This window comes from uncultured Chitinophaga sp., from assembly GCF_937898475.1.
Classification (GTDB): domain Bacteria; phylum Bacteroidota; class Bacteroidia; order Chitinophagales; family Chitinophagaceae; genus Chitinophaga.
Genome location: NZ_CALEJS010000019.1, coordinates 1 through 13,340, shown reverse-complemented (window position 1 = coordinate 13,340; position 13,340 = coordinate 1). Strand labels below are relative to the sequence as shown.

Sequence of the window (13,340 nt, the reverse complement as noted above, 5' to 3'; positions counted from 1 at the left end):
TATGATCGCCCTGGTAGACTGTAATAATTTTTACGCAAGCTGCGAGCGCTTGTTTCAGCCCCATCTGGCTGACAAGCCGGTAGTAGTATTGAGCAACAATGACGGCTGTGTAATTGCCCGATCAGATGAAGCAAAGGCCATCGGTATTGAAATGGGCGCGCCTGCCTTCCTGATGGAAGAGATGTTGCGCAGCCATGATGTAGCGATCTTTTCCAGCAACTACACTTTATATGGCAGCATGTCAGACAGGGTAATGAAAACCCTGCAGATGCATTGTCATACGGTAGAGGTATACAGTATTGATGAGGCTTTCCTCTACCTGTATGACATGCCGCATATCCACTACGAGGACTATGCCATTCAGCTGCGGGCGGCGGTAAAGGCCACCGGCATCCCGGTGAGCATTGGTATTGCACCCACCAAAACCCTCGCCAAGCTGGCCAACCGTTATGCCAAGCAGTATAAGAAAGCGGTGGGTGTTCACGTGCTGGATTCGCCCGCCAAAATAAACGAAGTACTATCCTGCAGCGCTATTGACGACATCTGGGGCGTAGGCCCGCAGTACACTAAAATGCTGCAGCAGCACGGCTTTAAAACGGCGATGGATCTTGTCCGCGCCCCGGAAGAGTGGGTACGCAAAAACATGACCGTAGTGGGTCAACGCATGCTGAACGAGCTGAAAGGTATACCCTGCATTGAAATGGAAACAGTAATAGCCCCCAGGAAGAACATTACTGTTGCGCGCTCTTTTGGACAGCTGTTATCAGATAAGACAGATATTGCCGAAGCCCTGGCCAACTATACCGCCATCGCTGCCCGTAAGCTGAGAAAGCAGCATAGCTGTGCGCGTGTGATCAATGTCTTTTTGCAGACCAACAATTTCCGTCAGAAAGATCCGCAATACTACCGCTCTATTAATCTGCAGCTGCCTGTTCCCACCAGCAGTACCGCAGAGCTGTTACAGTACGCCACCAAAGCCCTGGACCTGATCTATCGTCCGCATTACAATTTCAAAAAGATAGGCATCATATTAATGGAGCTCGCGCCCGACAACCAGGTGCAATCCGGCTTATTTGACCAGGTGAACCGGCCCAGAGACCAGCGCCTGATGACGGCCCTGGATGCCATCAACCGCAGCTGGGACGGCAAGGAATTGGTTAAATTTGGACGGCAGAGCGGCAACCGTCGTTGGAAGCTGCGGCAGGAAAAACTGAGTCCCTGTTATACTACCCGTTTGCAGGATGTGTTGACCATAAATATCTGATCATGCATAATCCTTTAGTATTACTGTTTAAGGAAGCATTGGATGAGCTGATAGCCCAGGGACATTACTATTACATCCGGCAGTCTTATCCGCGTGGCAAAACAGCGGGCGTACGTGAGGCCTTCCTGGTCACCCCTTATACCACCTATGAGCAGGCGAATAAGCATTACGAAGCGATTAAAAGCGACCGCAGAAGATATCTTTACCTGGTGGATGATGGCAAGTACGATAAATGGAGCGTTGAAATGGAACGGAAGAAATTGTATGTGGCGGCTACCCAACCCGAAGGCTACCGGGTATACCTCAATCGTTTAAAAGACCGGAGCTGGAAATGCCCGGCGGAGCTGGGTGCAAAGATCAAGGGGTATATCAAGCGTAATACGCATTGGAAGCCGAGAGGAGCAGATATTGAGGTGGGATTGTCGCTTCAGTTTGGGGAATTGGTGGTTAATTTGGAGTACCAGGGGGATAAGGTGAAGGTGAGGTTGGATGAGATAGAGGAATATTAAGGTTGTATTAATAGGCCATAGTATAGGCGCATTCAATGTAGGTGATGTCGCAAACTGGCTTAGCGTAAACTAACTTTTCTTTGGCTTGCATAACAATGGATTTTTAGTTTTATGAATGTAGAACTTTTTTACATCTTGCTCGTTTGAGCAAGTTTTTTTTGAATAATTCTTACATCTTGTCCCTATGGAGAATGAAAACAACGAAATACTAATAAAACTTGGACAAACGATTCGGCAGGCCCGAATCAACAAGAAGCTTACCTTGTTAGAACTTGAAGTGCTTACTGGTATTAGCGAAGGCGGTATATCTAACATCGAAAACGGCAAAAAGAACTTCGCCGTCACCACCCTCATCAAACTCGCCAAAGGTCTCGAAATTCCCCTCTCCAAACTCCTATCCGACTTCTAACCCCTCCCCCGACAACAATTTTTCCTATCCCCCTTTTGATACAAAAAACAGTCAAATGACCGTTTTTTTCTCAAACTATGATTCTACCTTCGCATAACCATAACCTATTCCACAAGAGTTTTCAGTACACCTGGCGCTCGTAATAGGACAGCGGTATGAGTCACGCCTCCGCCTCCTTATTATACCTCATCCGGTAGGCCAGCGGCGACATCCCCGTAATCTTCCGGAACACCTCCCGGAAAGCTTTTACATCCGTATACCCTACCTCGTACATCACTTCATTGATCGTTTTGCGGCTGGTTTCAAAAGCTTTCTTGGCGGATTCTATCTTTACCCGCTGCGCATATTCTACCGGCGTATTACCCGTTGCCTTTATAAAGCGGCGGTCAAAGTTGCGGCGGCCCGTAGCAAACAGGGACGACAGCTGCTCAACAGATATTTTTTCATGCAGGTTGCTTTCTATATAGGCCTGCGCCTCTTTCACCATCTCATCTCCATGCAGCTTCTGCCCGGTGAAGATGGTGAAAGCCGACTGGCTTTGGCGGTCTATCTCTATCTGGAAAACTTTAGCGCAGTAAATAGCTGTCTGCCGGTCGTAATATTTCTCTACCAGGTAGATCATCAGGTTCAGAAAAGAGTAGGCGCCGCCGTTAGTATAGATGCCGCTTTCATCCGTGATCAGCCTGTCGGGTTCCAGCTGCACTTCGGGGAACATGTTCCGGAAAGTACCTTCCGCCGCCCAGTGGGAAGAACAGCTTCTGCCATCCAGCAAACCCGATGAAGCCAGCATAAAAGCACCGGTACATATACTGGCTACCTCCGCACCCTGTTGATACTGCTGCGCCACCCAGCTGATCATGGACTGGTTTTCCTTCACCGCTTCATGATAATTATGATTCAGGGAAGGAATGATGATCAGATCTGTTTTACGGATCTCCGAAATATGTACCTGCGGCTTCACCGAAAACAGGCCATCATAAAAATCCACTTTCTTTGAAATACCCGCCAGCTGTATGTTGAACAAAGCCGCTCTGCCGGCTTCTTTCCAGTACATATTGGCGCGCGAAAATATCTTGTAGGCGCCTACTATGCTGCTCAGGTTATTTTCACCTTTCGGAACTAATATGCTGAGATGTTTCATGGCGGATATTTTTACAAAGGTAGAAATTCAAATTGTCCAGATAAGCCCCTTGGTATGGCATTTTAACCCCCTGCTGAAAAATAATACCGCTGTTCTGTTTTATACAATTTTAAGGAGGATGATGGCGCTAATTTTACACCATCAATAACAAACTTGTCATCCTTAAATTTCATATTATGATACGCCATTCTTTTAACAGGATCATTTTAACCGTTGCCTTCACCGTGTTGGCAACTTTTCAGGTAGCAGCCGCCCCGGGCGAGTCGCTGCTCCGGTTGTTCAGCCACACCTTCCCTGACGCTAAATATGTAAGGTGGACAGAGGAAGAAGGCTATTATATCGTTTCCTTCACCCGTAACGATACACAATGCAGGATCTGGTACGACAAGGAAGGTTCGCTTGTTTACTCCCTCAAATACTGCCAGGAAACAGAGCTGCCTATGAAGGTGCTGCTGGCGGTAAAGAAAAGATTCCATCATCAGCAGATAGCTGGGGTTACAGAGCTGACCAATAAAAGCGGTGTGCACTACGAACTGGTACTGAGCGATGAGAAAAAATGGTATGTGGTAAACAGTACTGCCTACGGAGATGTGACATTGAAATACTCGTTTAGCAAGTAAACGTTTTAAAGTCTGAGGGTTTGAAAGTTTGAAGATGTCCCGCAAGGACAGGCCGCCTTTAAACTTTCAAACCCTCGGACTTTTAAACTTCCGATAAAAAACCCTGTTGACCTCAACATACCTGGCCTGTCATTCCGGTTCTACGCATATCCTCCACCGTTGCAACCCGCATAAAAAGCCACCCTGCCAACATTATAAAAATGTGATAATATCCGTTCTTTTCATTATTTTAATATTATTAAAACCCTTACAAATTCTTACGTTATGCGGCTATTAAAAACCCTTATGTTCCTCTTTACAGTTATTGCCGGATGTTATTTGACGGCTTGTAATACAAAAACAAACAGTCAGGAGGAACCCGTTGTTACAACCACTTCCGGACAGGTAGAGGGCAGTTTTAAAGATAGCGTGTATGCTTTCAAAGGCATCCCCTATGCCAAGGCTGAAAGATTTATGCCCCCGCAGGATCCTGATGCCTGGGAGGACGTTCGTGAGTGTAAAAAATTCGGCCCGGTAGCCAGACAGGTAGTGCCCTGGTATCCCGACTCCGTTCAAAACGAAAAGGAACTGTTTACTGTGAATGTCTGGACGCGGGGAATTGCGGATGGCAAAAAGCGTCCGGTAATGCTTTGGTTGCATGGAGGTGGATTTCATGTGGGCGCCAGCAACGATCCTATGACCTATGGCGAAGCACTGGCAAGAAAAGGGGATATTGTTACCGTATCGGTAAATCACCGGTTGAACATTCTTGGTTTTCTTGATTTGTCTGCATTGGGCGAAAAGTATGCGCAATCAGCAAATGTGGGAATGCTCGACATTGTGAAAGCGCTTGAATGGATTCAGAAAAATATCGAACAATTTGGTGGCAATCCTGCCGATGTAACGATTGTAGGCGAATCAGGCGGCGGCGGAAAAGTAGGTACGCTCATGTGTATGCCTTCGGCAAAAGGACTGTTTCATAAAGCAATTATTCAAAGCGGAACCTTGCTCAATACAATGACGAAAGAAAAGTCACAGGGACTGGGATTAGCCGTTCTTGACAACCTGGGAATTACACCAAACGAGATAGCAAAACTGGATACCATCTCTTATCCGGCACTGGTTAAAGCAGGAAATGATGCAATAGCAAAGATTAACGGCCCCTGGAAACCCGGATCGCCAAGAATGTTTGGCTTCGCACCTTCTGCCGATGGTATTGTGTTGCTTCAGCAGCCTTTCAGCCCTGGATTTGCCGATATTTCAAAAGATATACCGCTGATGATCGGCTCCACACTAAATGAGCTCATGCCCGTGGCTTATGGCGAAAAGAACCTCACCATCGAACAGGCTAAGGAACGCCTGGCAAAAGACTATGGCAGGAAAACCGATGAATACATTTCGCTGTTTGCAAAAGCGTATCCCGATTATACGCCTCAGGATCTTCTTTCTGTGGACAAGGTTTTCAGGCCTTACACCATACGAACCGCTGATGCAAGAGCCGCAGAATCAAATGCGCCCCTGTATGTTTATTTTTTAGCCTGGAAAAGTGGTGTTGACAGTGCATCCAAAGGTTCATTTCATGGGTTGGACATTCCGCTGGCATTCAACACTGTTGACCTGAGAAAAGACTGGACAGGCGATACGGAGGAAGCCTGGAAACTGGCTGACAAGATGAGCTCCGCATGGATAAACTTTGTAAGAACAGGAAATCCTAACGTAGAAGCCGTGCTGCCCAAATGGGAAACTTATACTGCGGAAAACGGCGCGACAATGTATTTTGATAATGAACCCAGCATTGTAAATAACCACGACAGGGCATTGATGGATTTTATCAAAACTGCAGGTAAGTAGTTGCGGTAGAAAGCGTAAAAAGATAACAGGAGTAAACTTTATACGGATAATCGCCCTGAGGCCATAGCGCAACGAAAATTGCAAGAGTTTGCTGATAACAGCCCCGGGGTAACACAAGCCTCACCGCTTAGGAATATGGCTGCCGGCTATTCAACAGGTACCAGGTTCGGTTGATGACAGAATATCTTCACCACCCCTGTTGATAGAAAGCAATGGTACAAAACGATACTTTGGATTGGGCGGGCCATTGTACGGGCTTATTCATCGTTCTCATTTGCTTTGTATAGACGAGCTGGAAACCTCGCTTCATCCCGATTTGATGAATATTTTTTGCAGGTCTTTTTAGTCAATCCGAAAGCCTCTCAATTGTTAATCACAACACATAAGTACTGCAGGATAACCAACAAGAGGCTTATAGCCGGGATAAGAAGCAGGCAATAGCCGGGCGATACCGGATGCCAGGCTTCCGGAAAGATATAGAGAAGATCGGGACTCGAAATACCCACGTCGGAAACCTATCGTTTTTTTGAATGGTATCTTTCAAAGTGAATTTCAGAATGGCGAATCCATTGATGCCGGTTACTGAGCTGCGGCACGTAACACATGGGGCAGCTCCGCCAAAATAAAAAACGGTTGTAATTCAATGATTACAACCGTTTGAAGTGCCCAGAACAGGAATATCAACATTCTGGTTGTCAATTATTTGTAAATCAATTCTGTCAAAATTCTGTCAGATTTTTGGCTGGGAAGCTATTTTTATTCGCATTTTAACTCTTTCTCCCTATCGGTGTGAAATTACACAATTATCACGGACATTTAGTGTTGATGTGAATAATTTGCTCTTGGTGAATTTGAGTAAACTATAGTAATGGATGAGCTGCTGTAAATTAATTGGCCAGTAACCTTAACTCATCATGGCTTTGATACGTCTTTCTGCTTTCGTTGCATCTATTACAGTCTTGCTGTTCCAATCTGTGACATCCTTCAACGCCGGCACTTGCGATCATGGAAGCGACAGTAGAACAATCTCCGCCTTTGCCGCCTCGTTAATTGTTCCCGCGCTGGCGCCGTCTCCCAGCAATTGGGCCAGCTCTTCAAAGATGCTCCCCCTGTCCTATTGGCTAAGATCACCGAGTGCCCAGCCTTGAGTAAATGGCGGGCTACCAGCCGAACCCAGGTCTGGACTGCCAAAAATCTGATTCGTGGATGGCCAAGGTCGTCATTTTTATGTCTTATTTTGATTTTGAAAATGGCAGCCGCTTTGCTTATTAATTGCGTCTGTTCTTATCACAAATTTTCTACTTAAATATTTTAATCATGAAGATCTTAGTAATCGGAGGAACGGGCCTGGTAGGTAAAGGTGTATGTGAAAAACTGAAAAATACCGGCAATGAGATAGTTGTAGGAGCGCCTTCAAGCGGTATCAATATTCTAACGGGAGAAGGGCTTACAAATGCTTTAGACGGAACTGACGTTGTAATTGATCTTTCCAATTCTCAATCACCTGAAGCACAAACAGCTTTGGACTTTTTCAGGACGGCAGCCAATAATCTGATTAAGGCGGTAAAAGCCGCCGGTATCAGGCATCATTTAGTCCTTTCAATTGTTGGTACAGATCGGGCACAGCATATCGGGTATCTTAGAGCTAAAAAACACCAAGAGGATGCCGTAATCGAATCTGGCATACCATACACCATTATCCGTTCAACTCAATTTCATGAACATATAGTCACGATTATCGACGTTCAGGGGGACGGGAAGAATGTCCAGGTTTCAACAGTTGACTACCAACCTATTGCATTGGAAGACGTCGTAGATTATATAGTAAGGTTTTGCCTAGAAGAGCCCAAAAACAAGATAGTAGAAATTGCTGGACCAGACCGCGGAACGATGAGTGATTTCGTGGAAGGTTACCTGAGGGAGAAGCGATCAAATATGGTAGTAAAAGCTAACGACAATGACAAGTACATGTTCGAAGATATTCCGAGATCTTTGTTGGTGCCTTCAGGTGAATTTTTCCCAGGTAAGATCAAGTTTAGTGACTGGAGAAAAAGCCAATAACATACGTTTTCCCAAATCACATCTCGCCAAAAAGATGACACCGATCACATAGTTTATAAATACGAAAGGTCTGTTCAACGGGATTTTTTAAGGGCCTGGGCAAAAGTTTGCATTTCATTTGTATTTAACGAGGCAAAACCTAACCTGATCCCGTTGACGTCATCTTTATACTTGTGAAGGCTTCCATCATTCAGATAAATACCTTTGGTCGCCAATCTTTCGGCGAGATCGGGTATTGAATATCCGGGATCAAATAAGGTCCAAACAGCCATACCACCTTTCGGCGAGATGAACTTGGCGACGTCTCCCAAAGAAGATTGAAGAAGCTCACAGAACTGATCTCGCCTCTTTTTATATACTTTCACAGATCTTCTAAGATGTCTCTGCATTTCACCTGTTGTGAACAGATGAGCAACAGATTCTTCGAACAACACGTCGCCACGGATATCCACCGCTTGTTTAAGCTTAGAAGCCTGCCACACGAAATCTTCGCCTCCAACTAGATATCCCAGCCTGATCGTAGGCGCCAGTGTTTTGGAAATAGATCCTATGTAGAGAACATAACCACAGTGTTCTGCGCTGGCTAATGGCAATATCGGAGCGTTCTCGTAATGGAAATCATAATCGTAATCATCTTCAATCACAGGAAGCTGGTAGCGTCGAATGATATCTAAGAGCTTAAACCGTCTTTCTGCGCTTAGGGTTACCGTTGTGGGGTGATGGTGGTGGGGAATGATATATAGAAGGCTCGGCCTTGATTGTTTACAGATGTTCTCTATTGCCTCGACATCGATCCCATCCTGATCTACCTTGACCTTAATAAGCTTGGCACCCAACTGCTCAAAAAGCCTGTCTGCTAAAACATAGTTCATGTCACCAACAATAACCGAGCTGCCTGGCCGAAGGATCATACTTGCTGCTACGGAGATAGCTAATTGCGCACCATGAGTCACCAGAACCTGTTCTGCGTTTATATCCAACGCTCTTGTCTTGGACAAAAACAAGGCAAGCTCGGTTCTCAACGAATTGCTTCCAAGTGAGCCTTCAGAGAGCAATTTGTTATGGGTATTCACTCTTTTTGATAGAAACCGGTATCGGTCAATGATCAAATCCAGCGGAGCAATTCTGGCATCAGGATAGCCATCGTTGATCATCAGTTGTTGAGGCTTTAGTTTCCTTGTTCCGGATTGTGGAGAAGCGATCGACCTGTAAAACTTGTTAGGATCTTTGGCTGTTGACATGGCCAACGTATTGTCTTGGAATGGTTTTGGACTGGTAATGGGTAAATGCATGGAAACAAAATTTCCTTTTCGTTTTATAGCTTCAGCCCAACCTTGAGCCTGTAATTCTTCGTATGCAGCGACAACCGTTGTTCGATTTAATTTCAGCATGGACGCCATATCTCTACTCGCCGGCAACTGATAGCCTGACTTAAGTTGTCCTTTCTTGATTAAATCAATCAGGGCATTTGCGAGTTGGGTGAATATAGGAATTGTAGATTGTCGATCAATTGCGATAAGCGTGCTGAATGGTAATGTTTGGACTGTCATGTGTAAGATCCTACGTATTTAACTTTGGAAGGAACAGGATATAATTTTACGAAAAATTTTGAAGTGTTGTTATTTTATCATGAGTAACCTGTCGACGTATCAAAAACAAAGTTGAGGATTTTTTAAGCCTCGGGCAGCAACTCTTTTGAATCGTATTCGCAGGATGCATATAGGTAAATACTCCGGTGGCTATACGTTGTCCTACTTTCTTCCCCACTCAAAGGAGTAAAATATCTTGCTGTGATCGCGTGATAATCGCGGCGTTACTATGACTTTCATTTTCTTTTTTGTGTGCCAAATGATGTGCCATGTAAGTGCAAGCTTGTGTGCCCACAAAAACGGGAATAAGTGATTGAAAACAAACAAAAACGGCAAATCTCAGAACCATGGGGAATAAAAAAACCTGATAATCTATTGATTACCAGGATTTTATCCAGTGCCCATAACTGGATTCGTAACGTTTTGAGCAACAATATCTTGTAAGTCAAATCTGTCAATATCATGTCGGCTACATGCCTATAATGACGTTTTTTATCGCTTCTTCACGCTTTCCTTCCCTTATCAACACAAAGGTAGATAAGTTCGCAGTATGATGCTAATATTTTAAAAGATTCTTTTGACGTTTGATATGCAAGGCCGTTTAAGGTTATAGTTTTCATCTTCTTTTCCCATTTGAATTGTAGGGTTCCCTAATTAGGAAGAAGTACATTACCTGTTTTTTTGTGTACTATTGATAAGTACATTATTTTTGTTTGATTAGTCGCTTTCAAACTTCCTCTTGATTCTACAACTATTGATATTTTTTCCATTTGCTACCATCAAATGGAATATAATTTAAACCAACTAATATGGAGACCGACATATATCGAACGTTTTGGAGACGGCTTTGGGCTGCTATAATTGATGGCATTGTACTTTACCCCGTTGGATTTGCTGAATCTTACATTTATAGTACAGGAAATCGGTATCTTTCTTTTGCAAGCACACTAGTAGTAGTGTCTTTGTGTACGCTTTATTTTATCGTTCTTCATGCGAAATACGGCCAAACCCTCGGAAAGAAATTGATGGGGATTAAAGTAACAGACGTAAATAGTATGGAGCTTATTGGGCCTAGAAGGGCTGTTTTGAGAGAGCTACCTTGGCTCATTGCTTCCCTTGTAGCTCTTATTTTTTTGGTTGTACAACTTTTCTTCATTGATGGAGAAGATATAGTTGTTGTATTTGAACGTTACAATAATATTGCATCATCAATTTCATTTATGTGGCTTATACTTGAACTCGTCACAATGCTAACCAATTCCAAAAGAAGAGCCATCCATGACTGGATGGCTAATTCTGTTGTCTTGAAGGTTAAGTAGACGGATACAGTGTTATTTGGTACAGCTTGCAGCTCCTGGGAGATGCCGGTAAGTCTGTTACGTTCAATGCTGCGTTTACCCTCACAGGCGGCCATGAAACCATTAACAGGGGCGATGAACTGCTATATGACGGAGCGATTATAAAGAACCAGGAAGGGTTTGTTTATGGGGCCGGTGGGCGCTTGTCACTGGAGACCTATTTATGCGACCGCATAGTATTACTCGTTCAGGGCCGCACTCGTGTATTATGGGGTACTTCAACGGATCAGCTACGGCCATCGGCAGGGCTTGGTCTAAGGTTTAACTTTTAAACTTTTTATACGATGAAAACACTCTTTAATTACATTAATCTGCAACAGCAAATCCTATATCTATTTGTGCTGATAGCACTACTTTCTGTCATACTCACTTCCTGCCGCAAAAAGGAGCTGGACATCCAGCAGAATTTTCCCTTTGAAGTGACGGTCATGCCTGTCCCCGGAGAGATTGCTGACGGGCAGACGGTGGAGCTTCGGCTTGCCATAAAAGCTACCGGAAATTACAGCGGTGCAAAGTACTTTATACGTTACTTCCAATATGATGGGACGGGGACGCTCAGGTACTACAATAACCCTCCCTATCTGCCGAACGATCTGTATTCCCTGCCCAAAGAGGAATTCAGGCTGTACTACAGATCATCGTCTAAGGTAACGCAAACTTTCACGGTTTGGATTTCGGATAATTTCGACAACGAAAAGGAAATAAGCTTCCAGTTTAACAGTAGCGATTGATCAGGGGGGATCTGTCCCAAAGCAAACGGCTTGTCTAAAGACAGGCCGTTTTATTTTTATTATCCATAGTGCTGCCAAATAGTAACCTCAGCGCGTCAAACCATTCCAGTACAAGCGGCAACCTTCATGCTATCGGTAATTTCCGAATCGTAATCGCATCACTATTTAAATGCAGAAATTATGGAAAGAGAAGATAGCTATCCGGGGTTAAAACACAAAGCATCTGAACTATCGGCCTTTGCCGTGGCAATAGATACCTTTATCATTTCGCTAAAAAACAAAGAATTGATTCGATTTATCCCCGATGATCCGAAGCGATTTCGTACCTGGTTAACTGCGCATGGTATCAGGGATGTAGATAGGGAGAAGCATCAGGATGTAAAGCCTGATGCCCACCAACCTAAGCCAAAGAGATCCCTTTAAAGGAAACACACTTTGAAACAGGAGGCTTTTGAAGGAAGGCATGTTTGGGTGCTGTTGTTTTTGCCTGGGCCGCTTTCCCCTTTTGCTTTCCCTGCCACCAATAGGCGAGTAGAAAAAGCACTCCCAATATAAGCAGCAACCTGCCTAATATTCTGCCGATGCGCTCGATAAAGGGAACTGCCAAGCGTTGGTTATAGTTGGAAAAGCCCTGGGTTCCGAACGGTGTTGTCCTTTCAAACTTCCTTTTGCCAATCCAGTACAAAAGCCCTATTCCCAGTGCTGAGGATAATATGCCTAAAACTAAAGTGGGAGCCATGTTCAAAGTATTTATTGGTTATGATAAATTTACGGAATAATGAGATATTTTGCGGAGCCATTTTTCGATAGCTCCGCAATCTCTCTATTAATTATTGTTTAAAAAATGATTTGCTACCGCGTAGTCAAGCATTTTGCGTTCCGGTGAAAGTTCGGCATCAGTTCCAAACAGTCCATCTAATATTTGTATTGCATCGTCATCGCTTATCATATATGCTGTGCCTTCATGTTTATTATATCTGGATACTGCATGATGCACATCTTCAATGCGCCACAACGCTGAGGTACAATAGCCACGTTTAGCCAGTTCGCTTTTTAACTGTTCGTCTGTGAAATTCTTAAGTTGCATGATTGTTGATTTTAAGGTTATTCAATTCATTTCCCCAAAAGAAAAACCGGAAAAAAGAAAGCTGCAAACCAGTGGGGGAAAAGCGGGAAACCAAAAGGAAACGGAATAAGTCCCGGAGGGTGGCTTTGTGAGGAACGAGCAAAGCCATTATGCCGGAAATCTTTTGGTTTGCCACTAAGCTTTTCACACACTATGTTTGCTGCCTTTTTTCTGTTTTCGTATTGGGAAATACTAATTGGATTTCTCTGGTAAAATTCTATGGTATCCAAATGCCTTGTCAATGCCAAATAATGCCACCCAAAGCCACTACTGTAGTTTCGGATACGGCATGTATTACCTTGACGTAGTTTTTTGAAAAAAATCGAATTTTTAAAAAGAGATGTTATGATAAAAAATGAGGAGAGGATCGTGATGAAGGCCATCGCACTTTGTTTTAAGAAATATTTGAAACCCGAAGAGGCCCTGATATATTGTAATTTGGGTCGCACTCAGTTTGCAAAGAAATGTGATGAACATCTTGTCTTTAAAAACAACAGCGGGTATTATGAAAGGGAAGACCTGGACAAAATGATGTCCGGTGAGCCTTCCCCTTCACTGGAGAAAATGAAACATCATTCCTCTAAATTCAAAAAGTAAGGCATCAGGTCGGGAGAGGGTAGATTACTTATCGTTGACCGTTGATCTTTTGGGGAGTGTAAAATAAACTGTGTCAAATTCTATTTCAATGTTTGGAACCCCACG

The 13,340-nt window shown here is 44.0% G+C and carries 16 protein-coding genes; 11 read left to right on the top strand and 5 right to left on the bottom strand.

Annotated features, from left to right (window positions below):
- Position 1: 1 nt before the first annotated feature.
- From Q0577_RS14440 to Q0577_RS14430, 3 genes are all read left to right on the top strand, one after another.
- On the top strand, positions 2-1,264 hold the full coding sequence (locus Q0577_RS14440; RefSeq protein WP_298737439.1) for a Y-family DNA polymerase: 1,263 nt from the start codon (positions 2-4) through the stop codon (positions 1,262-1,264).
- 2 nt (positions 1,265-1,266) lie between these two features.
- Positions 1,267-1,773, top strand: coding sequence for a hypothetical protein (locus Q0577_RS14435; protein WP_298737438.1), 507 nt, complete (start codon positions 1,267-1,269; stop codon positions 1,771-1,773).
- Between the two features lie 184 nt (positions 1,774-1,957).
- Positions 1,958-2,182, top strand: a complete 225-nt coding sequence (locus tag Q0577_RS14430) for a helix-turn-helix transcriptional regulator (protein WP_298737437.1) — start codon at positions 1,958-1,960, stop codon at positions 2,180-2,182.
- Positions 2,183-2,342: 160 nt separating this feature from the next.
- Here Q0577_RS14430 and Q0577_RS14425 read toward each other — a convergent pair whose 3' ends face one another.
- Entirely contained in the window at positions 2,343-3,323 is a 981-nt protein-coding gene (locus Q0577_RS14425; protein ID WP_298737436.1) for a helix-turn-helix domain-containing protein, read from the bottom strand.
- Positions 3,324-3,499: 176 nt separating this feature from the next.
- Between Q0577_RS14425 and Q0577_RS14420 the strand changes: the two genes are divergently transcribed.
- From Q0577_RS14420 to Q0577_RS14410, 4 genes are all read left to right on the top strand, one after another.
- On the top strand, positions 3,500-3,943 hold the full coding sequence (locus Q0577_RS14420; protein ID WP_298737435.1) for a hypothetical protein: 444 nt from the start codon (positions 3,500-3,502) through the stop codon (positions 3,941-3,943).
- 264 nt (positions 3,944-4,207) lie between these two features.
- Positions 4,208-5,773 carry a carboxylesterase family protein gene (locus Q0577_RS14415; RefSeq protein ID WP_298737434.1) on the top strand — a complete coding sequence of 522 codons (1,566 nt, stop codon included), beginning with the start codon at positions 4,208-4,210 and terminating at the stop codon, positions 5,771-5,773.
- A gap of 199 nt (positions 5,774-5,972) precedes the next feature.
- The gene (locus Q0577_RS27220; protein WP_366884434.1) at positions 5,973-6,119 is read left to right on the top strand and encodes an AAA family ATPase; all 147 of its coding nucleotides are present in this window, start codon (positions 5,973-5,975) and stop codon (positions 6,117-6,119) included.
- Positions 6,120-7,090: 971 nt separating this feature from the next.
- Complete coding sequence (locus Q0577_RS14410; protein ID WP_209147237.1) at positions 7,091-7,834, top strand: NAD(P)H-binding protein; 744 nt, start codon at positions 7,091-7,093, stop codon at positions 7,832-7,834.
- 74 nt (positions 7,835-7,908) lie between these two features.
- On the opposite strand, the gene Q0577_RS14405 is transcribed toward Q0577_RS14410, so the two are convergent.
- Entirely contained in the window at positions 7,909-9,384 is a 1,476-nt protein-coding gene (locus tag Q0577_RS14405) for a PLP-dependent aminotransferase family protein (RefSeq protein WP_298737433.1), read from the bottom strand.
- Positions 9,385-10,232: 848 nt separating this feature from the next.
- Here Q0577_RS14405 and Q0577_RS14400 point away from each other — a divergent pair.
- The 4 genes from Q0577_RS14400 to Q0577_RS14385 all read left to right on the top strand — a co-directional run bounded on the left by Q0577_RS14400 (position 10,233) and on the right by Q0577_RS14385 (position 11,935).
- The gene (locus tag Q0577_RS14400; RefSeq protein WP_298737432.1) at positions 10,233-10,742 is read left to right on the top strand and encodes an RDD family protein; all 510 of its coding nucleotides are present in this window, start codon (positions 10,233-10,235) and stop codon (positions 10,740-10,742) included.
- Positions 10,743-10,768: 26 nt separating this feature from the next.
- Complete coding sequence (locus tag Q0577_RS14395; RefSeq protein WP_298737431.1) at positions 10,769-11,053, top strand: conjugal transfer protein TraO; 285 nt, start codon at positions 10,769-10,771, stop codon at positions 11,051-11,053.
- Positions 11,054-11,065: 12 nt separating this feature from the next.
- Positions 11,066-11,512: a DUF3872 domain-containing protein gene (locus Q0577_RS14390; protein ID WP_298737430.1), complete on the top strand. Its 447-nt coding sequence runs from the start codon at positions 11,066-11,068 to the stop codon at positions 11,510-11,512.
- Positions 11,513-11,692: 180 nt separating this feature from the next.
- Positions 11,693-11,935 carry a hypothetical protein gene (locus Q0577_RS14385; protein ID WP_298737429.1) on the top strand — a complete coding sequence of 81 codons (243 nt, stop codon included), beginning with the start codon at positions 11,693-11,695 and terminating at the stop codon, positions 11,933-11,935.
- Here the strand turns inward: Q0577_RS14385 and Q0577_RS14380 are convergent.
- From Q0577_RS14380 to Q0577_RS14370, 3 genes are all read right to left on the bottom strand, one after another.
- Positions 11,913-12,251 carry a molybdenum ABC transporter permease gene (locus Q0577_RS14380; RefSeq protein WP_298737427.1) on the bottom strand — a complete coding sequence of 113 codons (339 nt, stop codon included), beginning with the start codon at positions 12,249-12,251 and terminating at the stop codon, positions 11,913-11,915. The genes Q0577_RS14385 and Q0577_RS14380 overlap by 23 nt on opposite strands.
- Positions 12,252-12,338: 87 nt before the next feature.
- A complete protein-coding gene (locus Q0577_RS14375) occupies positions 12,339-12,599 on the bottom strand; it encodes a hypothetical protein (protein WP_298737426.1) in 261 nt (86 codons plus the stop codon).
- A 26-nt stretch (positions 12,600-12,625) separates the two neighbouring features.
- Positions 12,626-13,021 carry a hypothetical protein gene (locus tag Q0577_RS14370; RefSeq protein WP_298737425.1) on the bottom strand — a complete coding sequence of 132 codons (396 nt, stop codon included), beginning with the start codon at positions 13,019-13,021 and terminating at the stop codon, positions 12,626-12,628.
- Positions 13,022-13,340: the final 319 nt, after the last annotated feature.

Coding starts and splice junctions, on each gene's coding strand:
- Q0577_RS14380 (WP_298737427.1), bottom strand. CDS start 12,251: ATGGCTCCCACTTTAGTTTTAGGCATATTATCCTCAGCACTGGGAATA.
- Q0577_RS14375 (WP_298737426.1), bottom strand. CDS start 12,599: ATGCAACTTAAGAATTTCACAGACGAACAGTTAAAAAGCGAACTGGCT.
- Q0577_RS14415 (WP_298737434.1), top strand. CDS start 4,208: ATGCGGCTATTAAAAACCCTTATGTTCCTCTTTACAGTTATTGCCGGA.
- Q0577_RS14370 (WP_298737425.1), bottom strand. CDS start 13,021: ATGGCCTTCATCACGATCCTCTCCTCATTTTTTATCATAACATCTCTT.
- Q0577_RS14435 (WP_298737438.1), top strand. CDS start 1,267: ATGCATAATCCTTTAGTATTACTGTTTAAGGAAGCATTGGATGAGCTG.
- Q0577_RS14425 (WP_298737436.1), bottom strand. CDS start 3,323: ATGAAACATCTCAGCATATTAGTTCCGAAAGGTGAAAATAACCTGAGC.
- Q0577_RS14430 (WP_298737437.1), top strand. CDS start 1,958: ATGGAGAATGAAAACAACGAAATACTAATAAAACTTGGACAAACGATT.
- Q0577_RS14410 (WP_209147237.1), top strand. CDS start 7,091: ATGAAGATCTTAGTAATCGGAGGAACGGGCCTGGTAGGTAAAGGTGTA.
- Q0577_RS14390 (WP_298737430.1), top strand. CDS start 11,066: ATGAAAACACTCTTTAATTACATTAATCTGCAACAGCAAATCCTATAT.
- Q0577_RS14440 (WP_298737439.1), top strand. CDS start 2: ATGATCGCCCTGGTAGACTGTAATAATTTTTACGCAAGCTGCGAGCGC.
- Q0577_RS14405 (WP_298737433.1), bottom strand. CDS start 9,384: ATGACAGTCCAAACATTACCATTCAGCACGCTTATCGCAATTGATCGA.
- Q0577_RS14420 (WP_298737435.1), top strand. CDS start 3,500: ATGATACGCCATTCTTTTAACAGGATCATTTTAACCGTTGCCTTCACC.
- Q0577_RS14400 (WP_298737432.1), top strand. CDS start 10,233: ATGGAGACCGACATATATCGAACGTTTTGGAGACGGCTTTGGGCTGCT.
- Q0577_RS14385 (WP_298737429.1), top strand. CDS start 11,693: ATGGAAAGAGAAGATAGCTATCCGGGGTTAAAACACAAAGCATCTGAA.